The organism is Flavobacterium marginilacus, assembly GCF_026870155.1.
Lineage (GTDB): Bacteria > Bacteroidota > Bacteroidia > Flavobacteriales > Flavobacteriaceae > Flavobacterium > Flavobacterium marginilacus.
Genome location: NZ_CP113975.1, coordinates 4,233,026 through 4,258,609 on the forward strand (window position 1 = coordinate 4,233,026; position 25,584 = coordinate 4,258,609).

The 25,584-nt window shown below is 35.1% G+C and carries 19 protein-coding genes; 9 read left to right on the forward strand and 10 right to left on the reverse strand.

Features of this window, described 5'->3' with window-relative positions:
• Positions 1-38: 38 nt before the first annotated feature.
• Positions 39-1,136 carry a pectate lyase family protein gene (locus OZP07_RS17595; RefSeq protein WP_281636133.1) on the reverse strand — a complete coding sequence of 366 codons (1,098 nt, stop codon included), beginning with the start codon at positions 1,134-1,136 and terminating at the stop codon, positions 39-41.
• 268 nt (positions 1,137-1,404) lie between these two features.
• Here OZP07_RS17595 and OZP07_RS17600 point away from each other — a divergent pair, with 268 nt between their 5' ends.
• Positions 1,405-3,162, forward strand: coding sequence for an aromatic amino acid hydroxylase (locus OZP07_RS17600; protein WP_281636134.1), 1,758 nt, complete (start codon positions 1,405-1,407; stop codon positions 3,160-3,162).
• A 113-nt stretch (positions 3,163-3,275) separates the two neighbouring features.
• Here the strand turns inward: OZP07_RS17600 and OZP07_RS17605 are convergent, their stop codons facing one another.
• The 3 genes from OZP07_RS17605 to OZP07_RS17615 form a co-directional block, all read right to left on the reverse strand.
• Positions 3,276-4,007: a hypothetical protein gene (locus OZP07_RS17605; RefSeq protein ID WP_281636135.1), complete on the reverse strand. Its 732-nt coding sequence runs from the start codon at positions 4,005-4,007 to the stop codon at positions 3,276-3,278.
• Positions 4,008-4,010: 3 nt separating this feature from the next.
• Positions 4,011-4,496 (reverse strand): Panacea domain-containing protein, encoded by a 486-nt coding sequence (locus OZP07_RS17610; RefSeq protein ID WP_281636136.1) that lies wholly within the window; start codon positions 4,494-4,496, stop codon positions 4,011-4,013.
• Between the two features lie 250 nt (positions 4,497-4,746).
• Positions 4,747-5,391 carry a DUF4230 domain-containing protein gene (locus tag OZP07_RS17615; protein WP_281636137.1) on the reverse strand — a complete coding sequence of 215 codons (645 nt, stop codon included), beginning with the start codon at positions 5,389-5,391 and terminating at the stop codon, positions 4,747-4,749.
• A gap of 266 nt (positions 5,392-5,657) precedes the next feature.
• Between OZP07_RS17615 and OZP07_RS17620 the strand changes: the two genes are divergently transcribed.
• On the forward strand, positions 5,658-6,107 hold the full coding sequence (locus OZP07_RS17620) for an Hsp20/alpha crystallin family protein (protein ID WP_281636138.1): 450 nt from the start codon (positions 5,658-5,660) through the stop codon (positions 6,105-6,107).
• Between the two features lie 104 nt (positions 6,108-6,211).
• Here the strand turns inward: OZP07_RS17620 and tamL are convergent, their stop codons facing one another.
• From tamL to alaS, 5 genes are all read right to left on the reverse strand, one after another.
• Positions 6,212-8,506, reverse strand: coding sequence for a translocation and assembly module lipoprotein TamL (tamL, locus tag OZP07_RS17625; protein WP_281636139.1), 2,295 nt, complete (start codon positions 8,504-8,506; stop codon positions 6,212-6,214).
• A gap of 4 nt (positions 8,507-8,510) precedes the next feature.
• Positions 8,511-13,601 (reverse strand): translocation/assembly module TamB domain-containing protein, encoded by a 5,091-nt coding sequence (locus tag OZP07_RS17630; RefSeq protein WP_281636140.1) that lies wholly within the window; start codon positions 13,599-13,601, stop codon positions 8,511-8,513.
• A gap of 156 nt (positions 13,602-13,757) precedes the next feature.
• Positions 13,758-14,708, reverse strand: a complete 951-nt coding sequence (locus tag OZP07_RS17635; protein WP_281636141.1) for a GSCFA domain-containing protein — start codon at positions 14,706-14,708, stop codon at positions 13,758-13,760.
• 152 nt (positions 14,709-14,860) lie between these two features.
• On the reverse strand, positions 14,861-15,238 hold the full coding sequence (locus OZP07_RS17640; RefSeq protein WP_281636142.1) for a GxxExxY protein: 378 nt from the start codon (positions 15,236-15,238) through the stop codon (positions 14,861-14,863).
• A 146-nt stretch (positions 15,239-15,384) separates the two neighbouring features.
• On the reverse strand, positions 15,385-18,015 hold the full coding sequence (alaS, locus tag OZP07_RS17645) for an alanine--tRNA ligase (protein WP_281636143.1): 2,631 nt from the start codon (positions 18,013-18,015) through the stop codon (positions 15,385-15,387).
• A 224-nt stretch (positions 18,016-18,239) separates the two neighbouring features.
• Here alaS and OZP07_RS17650 point away from each other — a divergent pair, with 224 nt between their 5' ends.
• From OZP07_RS17650 to OZP07_RS17670, 5 genes are all read left to right on the forward strand, one after another.
• Positions 18,240-19,217: a M23 family metallopeptidase gene (locus tag OZP07_RS17650; RefSeq protein ID WP_281636144.1), complete on the forward strand. Its 978-nt coding sequence runs from the start codon at positions 18,240-18,242 to the stop codon at positions 19,215-19,217.
• Between the two features lie 108 nt (positions 19,218-19,325).
• Positions 19,326-19,658, forward strand: a complete 333-nt coding sequence (locus OZP07_RS17655) for a MerR family transcriptional regulator (protein WP_281636145.1) — start codon at positions 19,326-19,328, stop codon at positions 19,656-19,658.
• An 80-nt stretch (positions 19,659-19,738) separates the two neighbouring features.
• Complete coding sequence (locus tag OZP07_RS17660) at positions 19,739-20,326, forward strand: LemA family protein (RefSeq protein ID WP_194643551.1); 588 nt, start codon at positions 19,739-19,741, stop codon at positions 20,324-20,326.
• Positions 20,327-20,418: 92 nt separating this feature from the next.
• On the forward strand, positions 20,419-20,856 hold the full coding sequence (locus OZP07_RS17665; protein WP_281636146.1) for a TPM domain-containing protein: 438 nt from the start codon (positions 20,419-20,421) through the stop codon (positions 20,854-20,856).
• Entirely contained in the window at positions 20,856-21,707 is an 852-nt protein-coding gene (locus OZP07_RS17670; protein ID WP_281636147.1) for a TPM domain-containing protein, read from the forward strand. Before OZP07_RS17665 ends, OZP07_RS17670 begins: the two co-directional genes overlap by 1 nt.
• A 72-nt stretch (positions 21,708-21,779) precedes the next feature.
• On the opposite strand, the gene OZP07_RS17675 is transcribed toward OZP07_RS17670, so the two are convergent.
• Positions 21,780-21,926 carry a hypothetical protein gene (locus OZP07_RS17675; protein WP_281636148.1) on the reverse strand — a complete coding sequence of 49 codons (147 nt, stop codon included), beginning with the start codon at positions 21,924-21,926 and terminating at the stop codon, positions 21,780-21,782.
• A 359-nt stretch (positions 21,927-22,285) separates the two neighbouring features.
• Here OZP07_RS17675 and OZP07_RS17680 point away from each other — a divergent pair, with 359 nt between their 5' ends.
• Complete coding sequence (locus OZP07_RS17680) at positions 22,286-22,699, forward strand: RrF2 family transcriptional regulator (protein WP_194643545.1); 414 nt, start codon at positions 22,286-22,288, stop codon at positions 22,697-22,699.
• 256 nt (positions 22,700-22,955) lie between these two features.
• Positions 22,956-25,529, forward strand: a complete 2,574-nt coding sequence (locus tag OZP07_RS17685; RefSeq protein ID WP_281636149.1) for a TonB-dependent receptor — start codon at positions 22,956-22,958, stop codon at positions 25,527-25,529.
• Positions 25,530-25,584: the final 55 nt, after the last annotated feature.

Consider the following 25,584-nt stretch of genomic DNA (forward strand, 5'->3'; position numbering starts at 1 on the left):
AAATAATTTGAGATTAATGCCGTTTAAATTTTAAAAAACTACTTGGCACTTAATTTTCCAACGCCCGAATACCTTTCAACAATTTTTTCTACATCTGAAGTTTTATTGGTCAGTACTGAGGAATAATCATATGGAATAACTGCGGTACAAGCTGCAGGATAAGATTCTTTATTGTTACAATTGACCTCCTTGTTATCAATTATTTCTGCATTTCCTGAAATTTTACTATTCTTAGAATACACAGTATTTTTGGAGTTTTCAAAATAATTTTTCTCAACACGTATGCAGGCATTCACACGGGAATTGACGATTCCTCCATAAATATCCTCACAATAGTTATTAAAGAAATGCGCCGTTGCTCCTCTGTACAAAGGCACTCGCTCCTGAATGGTTTTGTAGTAATTGTGATGAAAAGTTATCTTTCGATCCGCAAACAAATCTTTATCAGAACTGCCAATTAAACTGCATTTATGGTGATCGTGAAAATAACACCATGAAATCGTTATGAAACCGCTGTTATCTTTTACATCAACCAAACCATCGTACAAATCCTGATTTTTTTGTTCGTATGGGTTTTCCTCAAAAAACTCGCAATGGTCAATCCAGATATTAGTACTGGCACCAGATATAGAAATTAAATCCCCGGAATTCACCAATATTTGAGGTCTTCCTTCGTCCCCCAGTTTACTGTATATTTTTGGAATATCTTCAGAACCAGCAGGAATTACTTTCCCCACGGAAACCAGCGAAAACCTAACATTTTGGACAATAATATTTTTGGCATCTTTAATCGTAAAACCTGCTCCGTCCAGAAAAGCTTTATTGCCAATACCAATAATACTTTTATTGGAAGCAATTTTGATAGAACCCGCATAATTTTTATCGGCAATACTGCCTGTTCCTGTTATGGTACCCGCTACTTTGATTACATACTTCGTATTCTCAGTTTCTGCATATTTTTTCAGCTCTGCAAACGTAGTTACTGTTACTTCTTCGCCTCCTTGCCCGCCAGTAGTGCCGCCGTTTTCAGCAGCAAAACCAGCAATTGAAAAATTTGGGTTTTGAGAATATGACCGTATTGTTACAGCAAATAAGAATACTGCTGAAATGATTACTTTGAAAATTTTATTATTCATAATTTGTGGCATTTTACTATATGGTTTTATCAAAGAAAAAATTTTGTAATCGATTACAAAAAATCAAAAGTATGATATTATTAAAAACGAAATATTATTTTAACATTATTTACAGCATTTCGTTATTTTGAATTTAATTATCATACAATAACTGTTAACTAAAAACTGAATTCAAAACAGATTGTTACTAAAATAAAATAGTAAAGATAATTTCCAAAAAAACTTCTGAAAATTGTACTTTTGCATATACAGCTATATCGTTTTCGTTATGAACCCAAAAATCAAAAGTAATCCGTTATTGGATCGTTTACCAAAGCATTTGAAGCAATTTATCAAACCTCAGGATTACAGTGAATACACTCCTGTAAATCAGTCTGTATGGAGATATGTAATGCGGAAAAATGTGGATTATCTCTCAAAAGTGGCTCACAGTTCCTATCTGGAAGGTCTAAAAAAAACGGGGATTGAGGTAGATAACATTCCAAGTATGTACGGAATGAACCGCATTCTCAGTGAAATTGGCTGGGCTGCGGTAGCTGTGGACGGATTTATTCCGCCCAATGCTTTTATGGAATTTCAGGCGTATAATGTCTTGGTAATTGCTTCAGATATTCGTCAGCTTGAACATATCGAATACACTCCTGCTCCCGATATTATTCATGAAGGTGCTGGCCATGCTCCTATTATTGCGAATCCGGAATATGCTGAATACCTGCGCCGTTTTGGAGAAATTGGCTGTAAAGCTATCTCATCCCACAAAGATTACGAAATGTACGAAGCGATTCGGTTGCTTTCTATTTTGAAAGAAGCTGAAGGCACTCCGCAAAGCGAAATCGAAACTGCCGAAAAAGCGGTAGAAGACCTGCAGAATAACATGGGCGAACTGTCTGAAATGGCTCAAATCCGAAACCTGCATTGGTGGACGGTTGAATATGGCTTAATAGGCACATTGGAAAACCCAAAAATATATGGTGCCGGATTATTATCATCCATTGGCGAAAGTGCCTGGTGCATGACCGATAACGTGAAGAAAATCCCTTATGATTTTTCGGCTGTCCATCAAAGCTTTGATATTACCAAATTACAGCCACAGCTCTATGTAACTCCCGATTTTGCTTATTTAAGCCTTATTCTCGAAGAATTTGCCAATACCATGGCTTTGCGCACAGGCGGATTATCAGGAATGGAAAAACTTATCCATTCTAAAGCTTTAGGAACTGCTGAATTGAGTACGGGTTTACAGATTTCGGGTGTATTTACGAATGTTATTGAACACGAAGGCAAACCGATTTATTTTCAAACCACAGGAAAAACGGCTCTGGCCTACCGTGAAAAAGAATTGGTCGGCCATGGAACCAGTACGCATCCGGATGGTTTTGGAAGCCCGATTGGCAAATTGAAAGGCATCAATCTCGCCATCGAAGATATGAGTCCTCGTGATTTAAAGGCATACGATATTTATGAAGGACAGACTGCCACGCTGGAATTTGAAGGAGACATAAAAGTAGTTGGAGAAATCATTACCGGAAAGCGAAATCTACATGGGGAAATCATTTTAATCTGTTTCAAAAACTGTACGGTGACGCACGGAGATACTGTCTTGTTCAGACCCGAATGGGGGAATTATGATATGGCGGTGGGCAAAAAACTGGTTTCAGCTTTCTCGGGTCCAGCAGATGTGAATAGTTTTGATTTGATTTCGCACGTTCCTTCGAGCAAGACTATTAAAGCGAAACAAACTGCCGAGAGAGATGATCTGGAAATTTTATATCAAACGGTCAGAAGCATTCGCGAATCGAGTGATACAGGTGCTTCATTGGAACCTATTTTTACAAAACTCCAAAATGATCATCCGAACGACTGGTTACTTTCTGTAGAATTGGCTGAACTTCTGTACAGCCGAAACGAAACAAACTTGATGGAGCAAGTGCTTCTGCATTTGGAAAATCTAAAAAAACAGCGTCCCGAAATCGAAAAGTTAATTTCGAATGGACTGGAATTGATTTTTGAGAATGAAACTGTTTAAAAAAGCTGAACACGAATTTCACTAATTGACACGAATTACTAAATTTAGATACCTATATACTTGGGTGTACAACTTTTGAGAAGAACAGTTTTATAAATTAATAAGTTCGAAGATTATTCTTCTCCCATATAATGGTATATACCTTGTTGTAAAATTTGTGAAAAACTTACTTTATGTGATATCTTTTCATATTCATTAAAAAATTCTGGATCTAAATAACCTACTACTGCTGTAGATGAATTTAATTTAGTAGGAATTTTTGATATTTTATTTTTGATATTGCAATCATCACATTTTGACTTTTCTTCCATCACTTTATGAAGATCACTTTTTATAGATGAGTATTCACAACTTAACGGATAACAATCATCAACAATATAATGATATTTTTGAGCTGGTTGTATATTATGAAGAGGATCTAATAATACTATGTAAAAAATAGTGTGATCTTCGTTCCAAAAACCTACAACCCTACCATTGGCTTTAGATATTTGGAATTGATGAAATGGAAAATCATCATCATTATCAATATATTCTTTACTTATCCAGTTTATTTCAGATTTTTTAATTGGTATATTTTTACTTGCCCAATCAATTTTATGGTATCGGTAGAAACTTTTTGTGTTTTTATCACTAAAAATTGCTGATCTTTCTTTCTGAGATAAATCTTTTAGTCTCTCAAGTAATGATACAAACCATTTTGCGTCAGAAGTATCTAATCCAAAAAATTTAACTTGATTGAAAAATTGAAAAGAAAATGCCCACTTTTTATTTTTATCTAATTTAGTTGCAACTGGTTGAGAAGTTCTATGTATTGAGGTTGCAATAATTTCATTTTCTGGCATAAACTATTTTTTATTCTTTCTCGTAGTTCTTTCTCTAAAATAATCGCCTAATAATTTTTCATCAATAATTTCTTCACATCTTTGATTTGGAGCATAACCTTTTCTTGCACTAATCCAAGGCTCTTCTTTATGTGACATTTCTTCCAATTCAACACCTGAATATGGAGCATACACTTCTAAAACCTTATTTATATGAGATATTTCCGATTCATTTAATTTAGTTGCGATTTCTTTATCTTGGATATCGTTTAAACTTATTTCGGAAAATAAATATTTAGTTGGATTGAATCTATCATAAATTTGCCTATTAACAGGACCGTGCACCCAAGCTTGAAAATCTCCATCAAAAGATTTTTCATTTTTTAATGCCAAACTCCATGCTTGAATATAGTATAAAAGTTTTTGTAATTTAATATTGCTCAAAGGCATATCTTCTTCTTGCTTTAATCGAAGTATGACATAATCACAAATTTGATTTATATTTTTCATAAGTAGTTTTTTAAAATTTTATATCACTTAGCTAAAAAAATATAATAATTCTTTTACAAATATAAGCAATTATTTATTTGTAAATGAAGTAGATACGCAATTTTACTTTTAATTTTATTATAGTGTACTGAAAATTTGCCAAATATAACAAAATATTCTTACCTTTTGTATTATCAAAATAAATCTAGATATCTAAATTTAAACATAGATTTCACAAATTAGCACTCTCTAAAACTTATAAAATCTGTATTTATTTGTTTTTTAAATTCGTGTTTAAATCCTGCTGTAATTCTTTTTCATTAGAGATTTCTTTACCGTTGTACTGCAGTTTCCAACCCATGGTATTCGTTAGAATCAAGATTTTGGAGAGTTCGCTTATCAGACGGTTCTGTGCATTGGATTTCAACGATGATTTTTCTATTTTCTTTGCGAGATTGGCCTTTACAGATTTATTGATTTTATTATAATCATCGCCAGTAAACGGATTCATCTGACTTTGTTCTACATCATAAAACTTGATGTCGGGGCTGATTTTTATTTCTTCTTTTGGGATGCTAAGAATAGTGATGGTTTTATTGGCTTCGTCGATATCATATTTCATTTGATGCAGATCGTACGATACAGTAACATCGGCATTGACTATTACCAATGCTTTTTTCTCGAACGAAAGCATGTCCATCATATATTTCTGCTGGTTTTTATAGGTAACGACTTCGGAGAAATGTCCTTCTGTTACTACCAATTTCCCAACATTTACAATTTGCTGTTGTATCAAATTGGTATTGTAATCTAATGATGAATTGTCACCTTTCTTGAACTCACAAAATTTGAAAGCCAAAATTATTATGACTACGACTACAGCTGCAGCTATTATTCTTTTAATTAAGTTTTGCATTTCATTCTTTTATTTTAGCCAAATTAATTCTTTTTTTTAAAATGCACGCAAAAAGCCAAACGTTTCCCTTTGACCCGATGGAAGTTTAACATTAATAGAAACAAAATGATTTTTCGATTAAAATAAAAAAGAGATTTTATGACATTTTTTCAACCTCATTCTGAAAAAATGTCATTTTTTTGAAATGGCATATATTTTGTTTCTGGGTATATATCTTGCGCAAGATTAGATAAATATTTGTTTAACAATTTTAAAAGTAAACCGTTATGAATCTTATTAAAAGAAATGCAGGTCAAGCACCTTTAAATCGTTTGTTTTTTGATGATATTTTTGGCCGTGATTTTTTCAATTGGGAAAATAATAATTATTCAACAACAAGTACCACGCTGCCATCAGTAAATATCAAAGAAACCGCAGATAACTACGAAGTAGAAGTTGCTGCTCCAGGGATGGACAAAAATGATTTCAAAATCACACTCGATGGCAATCAGCTGATTATTTCTTCAGTGAAAGAAAATGAAAAAACAACCAAAGAAGAAAATTATAGCCGTCGAGAGTTTAGCTATCAATCATTTCAGAGAAGTTTCGAATTGCCAAAAAACATTGTGGATGAAGATAAAATAGTAGCCCGTTATGAAAATGGACTTTTATTGTTATCAATTCCAAAACGTGAAGAGGTGAAACCAAAACCTCCAAGAATGATTGAAATATCATAATTTCAATTGACCGTAAAAGGAAAGCTGCCATATTTGACAGCTTTCTTTTTTTATAAAAATCATTCTCCATATGATTATTTTAGCTCCTTTGTCCAGTTGTTGTTTTAAAAAGGATAACCAATAGCAATATTCAAGATTAGGTTGTCTTTTCTCCAAGAACTGCTTCCAAAATCAATAGCATCAATTACCCATCGGTCGTTTTCGGGCAACCAAGGTTTTCTAAGTGGAATTGCCAAATCTGTTCTTAAAATAAGGAAGGACAAATCGAATCGCAATCCAGCTCCAGCACCAACGGCGATTTCTTTCATAAAATCTTTCGAAAATTTGGCACCTGCCTTGTTGGGATCTTCATTCAAAAGCCAGATATTTCCAGCATCTAAGAACAAAGCACCATTTACAATACTAAATAATTTTGCTCTATACTCGGTACTGAATTCTAATTTTATATCTCCCGATTGATCTGGCAAATAAGAGTTATCAGTCTGTTGGTTTAGATAACTTCCGGGACCGAGTGTTCTGGCTCTGAAGGCACGAATACTATTGGTTCCTCCTGATACAAATTGTTTGGATGTTGGCATTACAACCGAATTTCCATACGGCAATCCTACACCGACGATAATTCTGCTTGCCAATTGCGTGTCTTTACTAAGTTTTAAATAATGACGGAAATCTGTCTTCACTTTTGCATATTGGCTCAATGGCACATCTAATATTTTTACCGTGTCTTTTTTCTTGATATTAGCTCCTGTTATCAAACCAGTAATGTTTCCGGCCAAATCCAATTCTCCATTAAAATAGAAGGTATGTTTTTTTCGCTTTTGCATCGTATTGGTATAAGTGTACGAATACGTTGGTCCAAAAATCAGCTGTTTTTCGATTACTTTCCCCAAAGCGGAATCAGTATCAATGTCTTGCTGATATTCTACTGTTACATTATTTGGACTTACGTAGGTTATATCCATAACATTTAACTGATGCTCTTTTCGGATATTTTCTCTCCACAAATAACCAAACGAAGCGTTAAAAGAATTCAATGAATACAATTGCATCCTGTTTTGAAATTCATAGCGGACAGTTGCTTTCGTTCTTGGAACAAATTCACTGTTGCCCTGAATATGGAATGGCGTGATAAACCTTGGCCAGGTCAGACTGGTTTCTGTTCCAAGTTTAAATATATTTTTACAGTTATTCTCACCTCCAAGCTGAAAATCGGCACCGCCAAATACAGAGACTGTAAGCAGTTCAGCACCACCAAAAAGGTTTCGGTTATTCCAGTTTACATTAACTTCTGATCCTGTATAACTTGCCGAATTTGTTTTCCCTAAAACTTCAAAACGAATGAATTTTTTCGGAAGAAGCGTAAGATAGTAATAGGAATCTAAAGTGTTTTTTAAACTGTCAGATTCTTTGAATTCATTCTTGACAAAATTAAAAGTCCCAAGATTCACAAAACGGTTCAGCGTAAGATTATGATCTTTCCGATTGTATAAATCTCCTTTTTTAAAAAGTATGGCTCTGTCAAAAACGCTGGGTTTGAAAGTATCGGCAGTATCAATAATGGTAAAATCATTGTACTGAACAATGTCTTCTTTTTTGTATTTTATAGTATCTTTTGAAACCGTAAAATTAGGATACACTATAATTTTATCAATTTTATAGGCTTCTCTGGCTTTCTCGGGAGTTTCCTCTTTAATTTTTAATTTAATATTAACCAAATGATCTCCCTTTGAACTATCGACCTGAGCCAAAATATAATCTGGGTTAAAATAATAAAATCCTCTTTCCTTTAATCTGGCATCGATGCGTTCACGTTCGGTTTTTATAACATCAAGATCGTATGGATTTCCTTCTTTCAACAATGATCTGCGTTGGGTTCTGGCAATTGCTTTCCCTAAAGCAGAAGAATCATCTGGAAATTTCACTTCATTTATTTTATATTGCTGTCTCGGCTGAACAATATATTCTGCTGTTGCTCTTTTATTTCTGACCGTAGAATCGGCGCTGACTCTGGCTTTAAAATAACCACGGTTTTCAGCAAAATTCCTTAAAACCTTTGCATTGTAATCTAAATCTACTTTACTGAAAAGCACAGGTTCTTCACCTACTTTATTTCGTAACCAGTATCTGATTCCTTTGTCTTTCGTTGGCTCGCCCGCTATATTGTAAAACCATAGTTTTGGACGCAAACCTAATATTTGCTTATTCGGTTTAGGACGTAACAGATCTTCCAGTGCTTTCTCCAGTTCTTTTCTTTCTTTCTTTTTCATAACAGAATCTTTCACCGTCACAGAACCGCCTTTGTACAGCAGATCCCCCTCTGGCAGATACTTGGTATTACTGCATCCATAAACAAAAAGTAAGGACAGCACTATACAATATTTCATATAATTGATTTTCATACTGCTATGTTTTTTGCTCATTTCCTTCAATTTGTTTTTCGAATTTCTCTTCTTGTTTCTCTTCTTGTTTTTCTATTCGTTTTCTCTTCTCTTTACGCTCTTTTTCCTCTTGAATTATGCGCTTTTCCTCATCGCTTCGGTGAAAAAGCTCTCTGAATTTATTGTAACTCATCGTGATCACAAAAGCGACACCTGTTTCAATAACCTGACCTTCAACAGCCACCTGATATTCATTTTTGCGATAAGCACGAACCATATATCGGCCGTCTTTTGTAAGCTGATAGTCCAAAGAAACGTCTCCCGCAATATTGGTAGTTTCTTCATTGGCACGTTCTTTTCCTTCAACACCAAAACTGCTTCCAACAGTAACTTTCAATCGATCATCCAGCAATTTTTTAGAAACAGCAACATTCAGATCCGTTCTGTTTTCCATTGATCCGGAAGTGTAATCATCGGTCGATTCTAAATCAAATTCCAATTGAACACCGCTTATTAATTCTGCCGAAAGATCATTTAATTGCTGTGAAAGTATCTTACTCACACTTTGTCTGGCCAATGATTCGGCACTTGTTCCGCCACTTTCACTTGCAAAAGGATTTTCGCCAACAAAACGACTCAACAGTAAAAGGGCAAAAACCTGTTTATTTAATTCTGCTGGTTCTTGTCGCAATTGTTCCAGTTTTGTCTGGGAAGCCGATACAATATCTGATGAAACGCCATAATTTCCATCGGGAAGTTTAATGTCAAAAGTAATTTCAGGCTTTAGCAATTCGCCATTCATTTTCAATAAAGTCTGAAACGGAATTTTTTGCTTGTACGTGTTTTTTACGGTCGGGCTAACTGCTCCCAATTGGTTTCCCAACAGGTCAATCGGCGCTACTTTCACTTTATAAATTGCCGTAATATTCAAAGTTGCCATCGTTGGCTCTCCGTTCCAGATAATATAACTTCCTTTCTGAATATTAAATTTTCTTCGGATGCCATTAAAATTCATTTCATACGCTCCATCTGCAACTTCATATTTACCGGTAAGAGTCGATTTTCCCGAAGGGTCAATTCCGCCAGTAAGCTGGGCTTCACCTTTCAAATTAAGGTAATCTCCGTTTCCTTTGTCGATAACCAATGTGAGTTCTGCTTCTTTGTCCAATGAAATATCAACGCTGACATTCATCCCAATCAAGTCCGACTGATTCAGTTTTTTCTGCATTGCTACCGTCTGTTTCAAATAAATATTATCTTCATTTACAAACTCTACGATTCCTTCTCTATCGGCAATCGATGGATCGGATTGAGGCAATACAACCGTAAATTTGGTTTCTTTATTTATTTTGAGATCGCCGCCTACAATAGGACTTTCGAGCGTTCCTTTTATGTCTAATTTAGTATCAAAAAATAAATCTCCATAAAAAAGATCATTATCCGAAGCTTTAGAATGTATCGCTCTGAAGTCATTAGCAGCGACTTTTAAATTGAAATTATAATTTCTGAAATCTGGAGATTGTATGGTACCGCTTAGCGCCAATTCATTATCATTTTCATCATAAAATGTAAAAGTGTCGAACGCAATTATATCGTTACTGAAAGTGATTTTTTCATTCTCTGTTTTAAAATAAGAATTGAGTTTTGTAATTCTGAAACTGCTACCATTAAAGTTTAACTGACCATCCACTTTTGGTGTCGTCGCATTTCCAGTAATTTTGAAATTTCCAGATAAAAATCCTGTTCCATCACTAATATTCCCCATCGAAAATCCTTGAATACTTTTGATATTTAATGTATTGATATCGGCATTAAAATCTAAATTGCCATCAGTAATTCTATAATTTCCATTGATTTTCACATCATTGCCTTCACCGCTCAAAACTACATTGGCAACAAGCGTATTGGTCGTTTTGTTATCGACTTTTATCTCAATATCGCCGACAGGTTCTGCCTTAAAAGCAAAATCATCCACCTTGATATCTGAAGTAAAAATCGGCGATGTCATTGCGTTTTCGACAACTGCATTCCCGTTGATTAAACCCTGCATCAGCAGTTTGTCTTTTTTGACAATATTCAGAATAGTTTCAATTTTGAAATTCACAAAATCTACCTGAACTGGAGCGTTGTTTTGAGTTCCTTGTGATTGAATCTTTAGTTCGTTGCCCGAATTATCTAAGAAAAATTTATTAATGTACAATCTTTTATCGCCAAATTCAATTGCATTTTCAGGATTGATATTCCATTTATCATAATTAAGCACGAAATTATCCGAGTTGATTTTCAAGATATTTTTGGCATCCTGACGCAGAAATTCACCGGCGATAACATATTGTTCTTTGTCTTTGGTGTCTTTTACCTGCAAGGCGTAAGAAAGAATATTGTTTTCGGCTTTTCCGGATAAACTGGTGTAAGGAATTTTTAATTCACCGCTTTCAATTGTTGCCACCGAAATTTGATATTCCAAAGCATTTTCTTTGGCTTCGACATTTATTTTACCGTCAGCGATTGTATTATTGGCATAAACAATTCTCGGAATCGTTCCTTTTATTTCCAAAGAATCGGCAACATTATTGTATTTACCAGTAATTTTAAAAGGCTCCAGTCCTGTAAGTTTAGGAAGCAGTTTAAAGAGTACAGGAACATTATCCACAGTAATTGAAAAAGCCAGCCTTTGTTCATCTGATTCCGCATTCACTTTTGGATTTTGCAGATCCATATATTTTGACAAAGATTTTTTTACTGCCGAGGCTAATGTGGTTAGCTTGTATTTACCATCTACTTCAGCTTTCAAAAACTGAGATGATATTTTGATATTGTTTCGGGCATTATCCGAAAAAGCAATTACACGCACAGAATCCAGAACAATCAATTCGTTCTGCAAAATCTGAATGTTCGAAAGAAATACTTTTCCATTCAGAAAATCAGGATTGCTGTTGGCAATATCGGCATCTACATTTCCTCGCAATTTCATCGGGCCAGCGTGAAGATTCAGCTTTTCCAAATCGGCAATATCAAGGTTTAATTTTAATTGAATGGTCGGATATTTGTCTTTTGTACTCCCGTTGGCAGTCAGATCAAAATTAAGATTTGGGTCTTTCATTCCCGATTTTACAGCAAAAGAACCGTTTTTGATATTTCCTTTCACCTTCAAATCTTTGTACGCATATCTGTTGAATACCGCTTTCTGGACAATTCCAGCCAATTCTGCCTGAGCTGTTTTTGGGTCTAAACCTTTGCCTTTTACTTTCGCTTTAAGCGTAATTTTTCCGATAGAATCATTTTTAATCAATCGACCCAAATCAAAATCCACTAAGGAAACATTCGCATCATATTTCTCTTGTTTTTTAATTCTTTGGTCAAATAATGCATCCACTTTTGCGCTTCCGAAACTGCTGTTTAAAGCCAGATTGGTATTGAAATTCTGAACCGTACCTTTGAATTTTCCCTGTAGATTAAACTGCGAAGGCAACTGAATAGTCGCTGGAATTGTTCCCGTTGGAACAAATGAATACACATCTTTGGCAGTGCTCGACAATTTTTTGATATTCAAATCATAATAGGCTTTTTTAACATCGGGTAAACCTTTTATTTTTCCCGAAAGTGAAACTCTCGTACTTCCAATTCCGCTCATTTCGAATAAAGGAATATTCAGATCTTTTACCTTTCCGTTCAAACGGGTATTCAGATACAAAACAGCATTTGGATTGCTTTTAAACGGATTTGTTTTTTGCAAATCGGGAGCAAAAAGTAAAATGTCTTTGAAACCAATTTTAGACTGATTTAAATTGGCATCCACAGCAATATTTGCAATGTCTTTTTTCAGAGCATCAAGCGATGAATAAGTGACTTTAATTTTATTCTGCAAAAGTGTCTGCGGTGTTCTCAAATACAAATTGTTCAGCTCCGCATTTTTAGGTCCATAAAAGAAATCCGTTTTTAAAGCCTGAATCTGCAAACCGCTTTTTTCATTCACGGCAAGTGCTTTTATATTTCCCGAAATAGTATCATTTCCGTAATATAATTTTTCCGCTTCAAAATCGAATTTGTTTAAATCAAGATGGCTGTAATCAATACCTTTGGGATTGGGTTTAGACTGCATATCATCAAATTTGAAAGCGATATTCTTTAAATTGACATCGTTGAGTTTTACTTTCCATCCCGTTTGTTTAATGTCGGTCGAATCTAAATCTGGAGTATTGATTTGTTTGTATTTGACGCCTAATCTTAGGTTTCCTTTTAGATTTTTTAACTCGAAAGAATCAAAATCCAAAAGCTGTTTATTCAGATCAATTTCATTGACAGTCAATTCCAGATTTCCCAAACGTATTCCTGAATCCAGTTTAGAATCTTTATTATCGTATGCAATATCAATTTTTGACAAACTGATTTTGTCCAATTGTAATTTGAAGTCTTTTCTTTTTGAAATGGTATCAACAGTTTTTACCGAAACCTCGGCAATTTTTTCGACAGCATCCTGATTCAACGTTAATTTCAATCCGTTTAAATTAATATCCGGAATATTGAAATCCATTTTATCTAAATCAAACTCTTTGAATTTTGTATCAAAATGCGTGAGTTTTACGCGAAAATCATTTTTGGAATAATCATCTTTAAAATTAAAATTGATAGCATCGAGATTTACTTTTACAACTGATATCTTGAATGGTTTGCTGTTGGGATCTTTTGGTTCATTCGAATCGAAAGCTTTGATAATGTAATCGAAATTAAAAACTCCATCTTTGTTTCTCGAAATATTGGCAGTTGTATTCGTCAGGGAAATCGAATTTATTTCGAGTTCACTGCTTATCAGTTTAAACAAATCAACATCAACTTCTAAGCGCTTTCCAGCAAGTAAGACTTTTTTCTTTTGATCTTCAAAATAAAAACCTTCAAGAACCACTTCTTTAGGAAAATTTATAGCAATCCGGTCTAAAGCAACCTTGGTTTTAATTTTGCCGTGCAGATAAGTAATCGCTTTGTCTTTTGCAAAATTTTGAATAGCGGGAACCTGAATTAAAATGGTAAGAAGCAATAAAAGCGCAACTACCGAAGCGACGCACCAAAGCGATACACGCAGTGTTTTTTTAAAAAAATGAATGTATTTTTGATTCATAAGTCAGAAAACACGTTAAACAAAAGCCTTCGTAATCAAGCTGAAACTATCCAATCTACAAAAATGTAAATAATATACTTCAACAAGTTACACAATTTCGTTTAAATGTTCTAAAATTTTACTGAACCAATTTTATTATGGAATAAAATGCAGTCTTTAAAACTTTATGTGGGGAAATTTTTCTGCTAAAACAGCAATCTTCTGATTTAGTTTTGATAAGAATTTGAGATGCTGTTCTGAGTCAGGATTAAAACTTCGGTGATGCAATCCTTTTTGAATTTCTGCAACTTCTTTCATTGTCTGAAAACTATTTTCGGCAATACAGCTTTCGCTGAAACGTTCCCAGATGTAATCAATTGCTGTCTGGCTTGGATGCAACATGTCTTCGCCATAAAAACGATAATCCCGAAGTTCATCCATCATGATTTCATAGGAAGGAAAGTAGACAAAAGTCGAAAGTCGAAAGTCAAAAGTCCCATGTAAAGCCGAAAACAAATGTGCTTTACTTACTTGATTTTCGACAAAACCATCTTTGAGGTGACGTACTGGGGAAATGGTGAAAATAAAACTGCAATCTGGATTTATTTTCTTGATTAATTCGATCGTATTTTGAATTGAATTTTCGATAGTTTCAACTAATAATAATTCTTTAGCAAATTGTTTTTGAGGCACTTTATGACAATTGGCAACTATAGTATTTCTTTCAATATTTCGATATACCCAAGAAGTTCCATAAGTAATAATAAGGTGTGTTGCTTCCTGCAATTGCTTTTTGGTTTCCACCAAAATTTGATTCAGATTTTGTAATAATTTCTCTTTACTTGAATCACTAACATCCGAATGTACTTCAAAACAATGCCATTGTTCATTTTGAAAAAAAACATCTTCCTCAGTAAATGGTTTTTCAGAAACCACTCTATCAATAATCTTCTCGATAGAAACTGGATTGAATATTATTCCAAATGGGTTTGTCTTGTTTTGAAATTTAAAATATTCGAATTTAGCACCCATATTTTCTGCAAAACAAGAGCCTAACGAGACTATTTTGGAGTTGTAGTCTATTGGATTTTGGTTTTTAGGAATGGGTATTTGAGTTCTAAAGTTCATAGTTATTTCCTTATGAGCCGAGGAGTATTAAGCATTTTTTTCTCTCGCAAAGGCGCAGAGACGCAAAGTGCAAACCCGTTTTCTTTGCGTCTCTGCGCCTTTGCGAGACACAAATTTAATAAAATCACATTTAAACTTATAAAGTGTAAAAATTACAGATTATTTACTATTCTTGTAATTCCGTTTTTAATTAATGATTCATTAAAATTAATCAACAAACCTAATTTCATTCCTGTTACTTTAAGATAAGTTAAAAGTTGTTTTGGATGAACATTTGCAATCTCTTCGACTGATTTTATTTCAATAATTACCTTATTTTCAATTATTAAATCTGTGCGGAAACCTATATCTAAAAATATATCATCCCAAATTACTGGCAGTGGTTTCTGCCTTTCAACATTTAAACCTCGTTTAGATAACTCATAATAAAGAATTGCTTCATAAACGGATTCAAGCAACCCAGGGCCTAGTTTGGTATGGATTTTATAAGAAACATCAACAACAATTTTAGAAATTTCGTTTTCAGTCATATTTTTATTTCTCGCTAATATAATACAAATCTCGCAAAGACGCTAAGGCGCAAAGCATAGTCAATAAATATTTATCCACAAAACTTTTGCGTCTTCGCGTCTTTGCGAGACATTATTTTCTAAAAAACTTACCGAGAGACCGAGAACTACTTCACAAACTCAACAGCTTTCACCAAAGCCTCTGCAATTCCATCCACATTTTTACCTCCAGCAGTAGCAAAGAAAGGCTGACCTCCTCCACCGCCTTGGATGTATTTACCTAATTCACGAACTACTTGGCCTGCGTTCAGTTTTCTTTCGGCAACTAATTCTTTAGAAATATAACAAGACAACATTGGTTTTCCAGCATCGGCAGTAGCTAATACTAAAAATATATTGGTTCCTAAAGTTCCTAATTCATAAGCTAAATCTTTTGCTCCTTCTGGACTCAAATCAACTTGTTTGGCAAGGAAATGAATTCCGTTGATTTCCTGCAGTTCCTGAGCCAATTCTCCTTTCATATTTTTAGCTTTATCTTTCAATAAAACTTCCAATTGTTTTTTCAAAGAAGCATTCTCATCCTGCATTGCCTGAATGGCTTTTACAGGATCTACCGCATTTTTCAAAACTTCTTTTATTTCTGCAAAAGTAATCAGTTGCGATTCGAAGAAATCCTTTGCGGCTTCACTTGTAATCGCCTCAATACGTCTGATTCCTGCTGCAACAGCACCTTCCGAAGTGATTTTGAAGTGCCAGATATCACTTGTATTTGGTACATGAGTACCTCCGCATAATTCCACTGAATCACCGAATTTAATCATTCGAACCACATCTCCATATTTCTCACCAAACAAAGCAATTGCACCTTCCTGCAAAGCCTGGTCTTTTGGAATTCCTCTTTTTTCTACCAAAGGCAGACTCTCACGGATTCTTGCATTCACAAAATCCTCTACTTCTTTCAATTCATCATCGGTTACTTTAGAAAAATGCGAGAAGTCAAAACGCAAAGAAGCATTTCGAACCATTGATCCTTTTTGCTCAATATGTGTTCCCAATATTTTTCTCAGTCCTTGATGTAACAAGTGAGTAGCCGAGTGATTTGAAGATGTTTTTGCTCTTTGGATTTCATCTACAACAGCCACAAAACTATCGGTTAGATTATCCGGAAGCGATTGTGTAAGATGTATCGTTTGGTTGTTTTCTTTTTTGGTATCAATAATATAGATGATATCTCCGTTTGACGCTTCAAGATATCCTTTGTCACCTGTTTGTCCTCCGCTTTCTCCATAAAATGGTGTAGCATTGAAAACCAGCTGATAAATTTCACCATCTTTCACGCTGTCAACTCGGCGGTATTTAGTGATTTTCACATTGTGTTTCAATCGGTCGTAACCCACAAATTCCTGAACATCATCTTCAGCCAGAACATTCCAGTCTCCAGCCGTTACTTTTGAAGCCGCACGGGAACGTTCTTTTTGCAATTGCAATTGCTCCTGGAATCCTTTTTCATCCAGTTCCAATCCTTTTTCAGAAAGAATCAAAGCTGTTAAATCAATTGGGAAACCATACGTATCATACAATTCAAATGCTTTTTTACCATCGATTACTGAGCCCGAGTTCGTACTGATTACAGCATCCAGCAGCACCAATCCCTGATCCAAAGTCCTTAGGAAAGAACTTTCTTCCTCACGGATTACATTGGAGCATAACGCTTTTTGTGAACGAATTTCCGGGAATGAACCACTCATTTGTGCACTCAAAGTCTCAACCAATCGGTATATAAAAGGTTCTTTAGTATTCAGAAAAGTAAAACCGTAACGGATAGCACGACGTAAAATTCTACGGATTACATAACCAGCTCCGGTGTTTGATGGCAATTGACCATCAGCAATAGCAAAAGCTACTGCACGAACGTGATCTGCAATTACACGAATCGCAATATTTATTTTTTCTTCGGCTTCGTCATTTGCTTTGATAGTATATTTAGTTCCGGTAATCGTTTCAATTTCTCTGATTAGCGGTGTAAAAACATCAGTATCATAATTAGACTGAACTCCCTGCAAAACCATACAAAGACGCTCAAATCCCATTCCTGTATCTACGTGCTGCGCAGGCAATTTTTCCAATGAACCATCTGCTTTACGGTTGAATTCCATAAATACATTGTTCCAAATTTCTACCACGTGCGGGTGATCGGCATTAACTAAAGATTTACCGGAAACCAAAGCTTTTTCTTCAGCAGAACGAATATCAACATGAATTTCAGAACAAGGTCCACAAGGTCCTTGATCCCCCATTTCCCAGAAATTATCTTTCTTGTTTCCTAGAATAATTCGGTCTTCATCGATTAATGTTTTCCAGATGTCCCAAGCTTCCTGGTCAAAAGGCACATTCTCAGCAGGATTTCCTTCAAAAACCGAAACATATAATATGTCTTTCGGGATTTTATACACCTCGGTCAATAATTCCCAAGCCCAATGAATTGCCTCTTTTTTGAAATAATCACCAAATGACCAGTTCCCCAGCATTTCAAACATAGTGTGGTGATAGGTGTCAATCCCTACTTCCTCAAGATCATTATGTTTTCCAGAAACACGAAGACATTTTTGCGTATCGGCAATTCTGTTGCTTTTTGGAGTTCCAAGACCAAGAAAATATTCCTTAAACTGCGCCATCCCGGAGTTGTTAAACATCAATGTCGGATCGTCCTTAAGAACAATCGGAGCCGATGGAACAATTAAATGCCCTTTACTTTCAAAAAAATCTAAAAATTGTTTGCGTACGTCTTGTGATTTCATATTTAAATTAGAAAATTTGATAATTAGAAAATTTGATAATTAGAAAATAGATAAATAGATAATGTGATAACTAGATAATTTTAAAATTATCTAATTGCCTAATTATCTCAATTATAAAATTGGCTAATTATTTATTCCTGAAAAAATAACCGAACATCTGAAACATTTATTAAATTTGTTCGACTTACCTTATACTAATTTGCAAAAATAGGGTATTTTAAAATATGGCGAAAGTAAAATATTATTACGATTCAGTAAATCTGGCCTATCGGAAAATAAAAATCAGAAAAAGAAGAAAAGTCGGCTATGCTGTACTATTTTTATTGTCCTCGGCATTGTTTGGATTTTTGACGTTCATAATACTATTGAACACTCCTTATTTTGACACTCCAAAAGACCGTTTACTGGAAAGACAAGTTGAAAATTTAAAATTGAATTATGCCATTTTGAACAAAAAAATGGATCAGATAGATGATGTCATTGAAGATATTGAAGACAGAGATAATAATTTATACCGAGTATATTTCAACACGGCGGCCATTCCGGAAGAAGAACGAAAAGCGGGTTACTCTAAAATAAATCGTTATGCGGCTCTGCAGGGATATGACAACTCAAGATTGGTAACCAGCACTACCGAAAGAGTCGATGCTTTGAGTAAAGAACTCGCGATTCAGTCCAAATCATTGGACGAAATTGTGAAATTAGCCAAAGCCAAAGGCAAACTGCTTTCAGCAATTCCTGCAATACAGCCTGTAAAAAATGAAAATTTGAAACGAATGGCCTCTGGTTTTGGATACAGAACAGACCCTTTTACCAAAGCAAGAAAAATGCATGAAGGCATGGATTTCACATCCAAATCGGGTACTCCAATTTATGCCACAGGCGATGGAGTCGTAGCAAGGGCAGACAACAGTGCTTCGGGATTTGGGAATCATATTGTAATCAGACACGGTTATGGTTACGAAACTCTTTATGCTCATTTGAGCAAATACAACTGCAGACCGGGAAAATCGGTTAAACGCGGTGATATTATTGGATATGTAGGCAGTACAGGACGTTCAGAAGCGCCGCACTTACATTATGAAGTGCACAAAAACGGAAAAGTGGTCAACCCTCTTAATTTTTATTACGGCAATATTTCGGCAGTGGAATACGTTGCCATTTCAAAAATAGCGAATCAGGAGAATCAATCGTTGGATTAGAATTATAGATTAAAGAAAATAGAATATAGACAAAAAATAATTAGCGATTAGTGATTAGCGATTAGTGATTAGCTAACAACTAAGGACTAACAACTAAAAAACTAAAGCATGCATATTGAACTTCCAAAAGACAAAAGATATTACAGCATAGGCGAAGTTGCCAAAGCATTTGACGTAAACGCTTCCCTGATCCGTTTTTGGGATGGTGAATTTGATATTCTGAAACCAAAGAAAAATGCTAAAGGAAACAGAATGTTCACACCCGAAGACATCAAGAATTTAAAACTTATTTATCATTTGGTTAAAGAAAGAGGATTCACTTTGGAAGGTGCCAAAACCCATCTTAAAGAAGGTCAGAAGAAAACTATGGATAAATTTGAAATTATCAGTAAATTAGAAACCATAAAGACGCAGCTGATTAGTATTAAAAACGAACTTTGACAGTTTCAATGTCAATGTCAAAAAACAACAAATACTTATACTTTTAAACACATAAATATTAAACTTTAAATTAGACAAACATGAAAAGATTTTTGCCTTGGATTATCGGAGCAGTTGTAATTATTGGAATATACAGCTGGGTTAAAGGAATAAACAATACAGCAGTTACTTTAAACCAGAACATTGAGGAGTCATGGGGTAATGTACAGACTGCTTATCAAAGAAGAAATGACCTTATCGGGAATTTAGTAAACACTGTAAAAGGTGCCGCCGATTTCGAAAAAAGCACTTTAACTGCGGTAATCGAAGCTCGTGCCAAAGCAACATCAGTAACTGTTGATCCAACTAATATTTCTCCAGAACAATTAGCCGCTTTTAATTCAGCGCAAAGCGGAGTAAGCAGTTCTTTGTCAAAATTACTTGTTTCTGTGGAAAAATATCCAGATTTAAAAGCTAATGAGAATTTCTTAAAACTGCAAGACGAATTGGCAAGTACGGAGAATCAGATTCTAACAGCAAGAACAAGATTTAATGAGGCTGTCAAACCTTATAACAATCATATCGCAACCTTTCCAAACTCAATATTTGCCGGCATGTTTGGATTCCAGAAAAAAGCATACTTTGAGGCGGTTGCTGGTGCTGAAAAACCTGTTGAAGTAAAATTCTAGAAAGATTTCAGATTTTTGATTAACGATTTTTGATTGTAGAATGAATACTTCTACAATCAAAAATCGTTAATCTTCATTCAAAAATAATTCCCATGTCAAAAGTAGAAGATTTTTTAAGCACAGAAGACGAACAAGAAATTGTTGAAGCTATTCGTATAGCCGAAAAAAATACTTCTGGCGAAATTAGAGTTCACATCGAAAAAACAACCGCACTGGATGCATATGACCGTGCGATGGAGGTTTTTCACGAATTGAGAATGGATGAAACTGAGCTGCAAAATGGTGTTTTAATCTATTTGGCTGTTGAAGATAAAACTTTTGTGATCTGCGGAGACAAAGGCATCAACGATATTGTTACCAATACTTTTTGGGACAGCACACGCGATGTCATGGCTGCTCATTTCAAATTGGGAAATTTCAAACAGGGATTAATAGACGGCATATTGAAAGCCGGAGATGAACTTAAAAAACATTTCCCATGGCAGGAAGGTGACACCAACGAATTATCAAACGAAATATCAAAAGGATAATGGGAATAAGTCACAAAGTCGAAAGTCGAAAGTCGAAAGTCGAAAATCAGAAAGTGAAAGCTGGGTGGAAATTATTTCTTTATGTTTTCCTTTTCTTAAACAGTGGATTTTTATTTGCACAATTTACCATTCCTGAGAAACCTAGTTTTCAAACTTCAGTTTATGATTATGCAAATATTCTTAGTCCTGATGAAAAATCACAGCTCGAAGAAAAACTCATCAAATATTCTGATTCCACTACAACTCAAATTGTGGTTATAACGATAGAAAGCCTGAAAGGCGAAGATATTGGAATTTTAACTCCAAAATGGGGACAGACCTGGGGAATTGGCGGAACTGAAAAAGACGATAACGGCGTCCTTATTTTATTGGCAAAAGCCGAAAGAAAAATATGGATATCGCCAGGTTATGGATTAGAAGACCGGCTTACCGCAGGGATTGGCGGAGAAATCACAAGAAACATCATTATTCCCGAATTTAAAGCAGGAAGTTATTACCGCGGTCTGGACAAAGGAACCGATGCTATTATTGATGTTTTCAAAGGTAAATACAAGGGGGAACGAAAACAGACAAAAGGAAATGATTTTCCAGTTTTTCCAATTATTATAATAGTTATCATTGTTTTGATACTGCTATCGAAAAACAAAGGCGGCGGAAGCGGTAATTCCGGCAACCGTGGCGGCGGCGGTCCTAGCCTAATGGACGTTATCCTTCTCAGCAGTCTTGGAAGAGGCGGGGGAGGCGGTTTCGGCGGATCATCAGGTGGTGGCTTTGGTGGCGGAGGCGGTGGCTTTGGCGGTGGTTTCGGCGGAGGCGGATTCTCGGGCGGAGGCTCAGGCGGAAGCTGGTAAAACAATTTATACTTTCTTTTGGTACAAAATTATAAACAGAAATACCTTCATTATCTGAAGGCATTTCTGTTTTTAGAACCGCATCATTCCGTTTGATTTTCTCTCTTTATCAGCAAATTTTTCAATCTTATAGGTCAATGAGAACATGACGTAACGCTTTAATACTGTATTTTCCTCATCTCTAATTGTTGTCGGAGTTATCGTTCTTACAGCTCTCACATTTTGATTCAGGAGATCATTACAATGAACAATTAAAAATAGAATTAAAAAAGAGAATCAAAGAATAAGATAAAAATTCATTAAAGATAAAAAAGCTGTTTTCTAAGTTGATGACAGCTCTTTTTATTATTTACAACACTATGCCAAGCAGCGAGAACGAAATAATGTCTTATATTTTTGATCTATGTATAGTATAATTTTAATTATTTTAGATTACATGCTTCCAGCTAGTCTAAGTAATTAAGAAAGTGTTTCTGAAATTAAGTTTTTTATAATTTAAAAAAATAACTATATTTGGTTTATAATTACATCTTGAAATGCCATCCGAATTCATATTCAACTAAAACTTTTATCCAAGAATGCTGTCACACAAATCCAAATACGCCCTTAAAGCATTACTCTACTTAGCAGAGCAAGATGAAAATCATATTTCAAGAACCATCGAAATTGCTGAAGAAGCATCAATCCCTAAAAAATTTCTAGAACAGATTCTTTTGGATTTAAAAAGAGGCCATTTTGTAGGGAGTAAACAAGGAAAATTTGGCGGTTATTATCTTTTGAAAGACAAAGCAACGATTACTTTGGCCGATATTTATCGATTATTTGACGGAGCAATCGCACTTTTGCCTTGTGCCTCATTAAATTTTTACGAACGCTGTTCAGACTGCAAAAGTGAGTCGGAATGCTCACTGCGCCACGGATTGATTGCCATAAGAGAAGAAACTCTTAAAGCAATGCAGGGCATCACTATCGCCTCTTTGATAAAAAAATAAAAAAATATATAATTAATTCTACCAATTTTATAGAATTAATTATATATTTGCATCAAAATTAATCAAGACTAACAATCAAATTTTAACTTATGCAGACTATTACCAGTAAAAAACGTGAAGTCAGGAAAAACATTGAAACAATAATTTTTTCAAATTTTGAAAAAAAAGCATCCATTTTGATGTGTATGTGTATATGCTAGAAAATAAAAAAAATTTAAATTTAAATTCTACTAATTACATATAATATATTAAAATAATGAAAAATACATTTATAAAAACAATTGCAGGCTTATTCTTTTTTCTAATTTTCTCGAATTCATATGGTCAAAACCTTTTACAAGGAGTTGTAAAAACCGATGACGACTCTCCTATAGAAGGCGTTAATATCGTTGTAAAAGGAACTACTAATTCATCAACTACTGATGCTAATGGCAATTTCAGTATTGAATCCAAAACACTTCCATTTACAATCATTGTGCAATACTTAGGTTACACAACCAAAGAAATTAAAATAAACGAACTGCCAACTGCTGCTAAACCTTTACAGATAACTATTAGCACTGGTGAAGAAAAAGTATTATCTGAGGTAGTTGTAACATCCAGACGCCGAATAGAAAAAGCACAAGATATTCCTATCGCAGTGTCTGTTGTTACGGGCAAGCAAGCTGTACAAACAGGCGCTTTTAACGTGAACCGTATCAAAGAATTGGTTCCATCGGTACAGCTTTATTCTTCAAACCCAAGAAACACCGGGATTAATATTCGCGGTCTTGGATCACCATTTGGTCTAACTAATGATGGTATCGATCCAGGTGTTGGTTTCTATGTTGACGGTGTGTACTATGCCCGCCCTGCTGCAACTACTCTAGATTTTATCGATGTAGAAAGAATTGAAGTATTACGCGGGCCTCAAGGGACATTGTTTGGTAAAAACACAACTTCAGGTGCTTTTAACATCACTTCGCGCAAGCCAAGCTTCAACTCAGGTGCAGACTTCGAAGTGAGTTATGGTAACTATGCATATCTTCAAGCTAAGGCATCGGTTACTGGAGCATTGAGTAAAAAAATTGCTGGCAGATTGTCATTTTCAGGTACCCAGCGTGATGGTATAATCGATAATGTTAAAACAGGAAAACCAACAAATACATTAAACAACCAAGGTATTAGAGGTCAATTGCTTTTTACTCCAACAGAAAACACAAATATTACGTTAGCAGGAGATATCACAACACAGCATAATGACGGATATGCTCAGGTAGTTGCAGGTGTTGCTCCAACAAATAGAGTTCCACAACGCCAATTTAATGCAATTATCGCTGATTTAAACTACCAATTGCCAAGCTTAAATGCTTTCGATCGTAAAATTGACCATGACACTCCATGGCGTTCAGGACAGGATTTGGGCGGAGGATCACTTAATGTGGACACAAAAATTGGAAACGGAACACTTACCTCAACAACTGCATGGAGATTCTGGACTTGGGACCCATCAAATGACAGGGATTTTACAGGATTACAGGTACTTGCAAAATCGCAAAATCCTTCCAGACAAACTCAATTTACTCAAGAGGTACGTTACGCAGGTCATATTACATCTAAATTAAGCGGTGTTGCCGGTGTGTTTTATATTGACCAGACATCAAAAACAAAAGGTACAGAAGAATCCGGTAACGCACAATGGAGATTTTCACAAGACTCATTTACCCCAGCAAATACGGCATTATGGAAAACTCCAGGTCTTTTTGAAGGATATGGAATAAAAACCAATGCTCAGATACATTCAACCAGTGCGGCAGTATTTGGTCAATTAGACTGGGCTGTAACAGATAAACTGCATGTATTACCTGGTTTAAGATACAATTATGACAAGAAAAATGCAGATTATGACCGTAAAACATACGGAGGACTTCAAACTACTGATCCTGCATTAATTGCACTGAAAAAGAAAGTGTATACAGATCAAAATTTCTCATCAGATAATGACGATACCGACTTCTCTGGAAACATAACTGTATCATACAAAGCATCAGATAAAATCAATGCTTATGGAACTTTTGCAAAAAGCTACAAACCTATTGGAGTGAATGTGGCAGGACTTCCTACTCCGCCAGCGGGACAAACTTTAGGAGATCTTGCAACAGTTAAGCCAGAAGATGTTACTCATTATGAATTTGGAATAAAAACTTCACCAGTTACAAATTCAATATTAAACTTGACATACTTTAACACCAACATCAAAGATTTCCAAACCAATGTTCAGGCTGCTGAATTGGGAGTAAACCGCGGTTATCTTGCAAATGCAGATGAAGTGAGTGTACAAGGTGTAGAACTAGATTTCAGTTTCATCTTAAATAAGCATTTCAACTTTTACGGAGCAGGAACTTATAGCGACGGTAAGTATGTTAAATTTACAAATGCACCGCTGCCTCTAGAAGAAACTGGATCTTCAGTGTCATTTAAAGATGTATCAGGTTCTAATTTACCTGGAGTATCAAAATGGGCAGGAAGTTTAAGCGGAGAATATACAAAAAGCGCAAAATTCTTTGCTAACGCAGGAAAATTCTTCATAGCTCTTGATGGTTATGCTCGTTCAGAATTTTCATCAAGCCCATCAGCTTCAAAATATTTGGTAGTTCCTGGTTATGCAATTTTTAACGGCCGTATCGGATTCCGTGCTTCTGAAGGATTATCAGTTCACTTTTGGGGACGCAACCTTTTGGATAAAGATTATTACGAGCAGTTATTACCAGCCGGAGGAAATTCAGGACAATATGCCGGTGTAATAGGAGATCAAAGAACATATGGAATTACGCTTCGTTACGCTCTTTAATACAGCAAAACAGAATTTAAAAGTTAACACATTCATTATGTGCTAACTTTTTGCT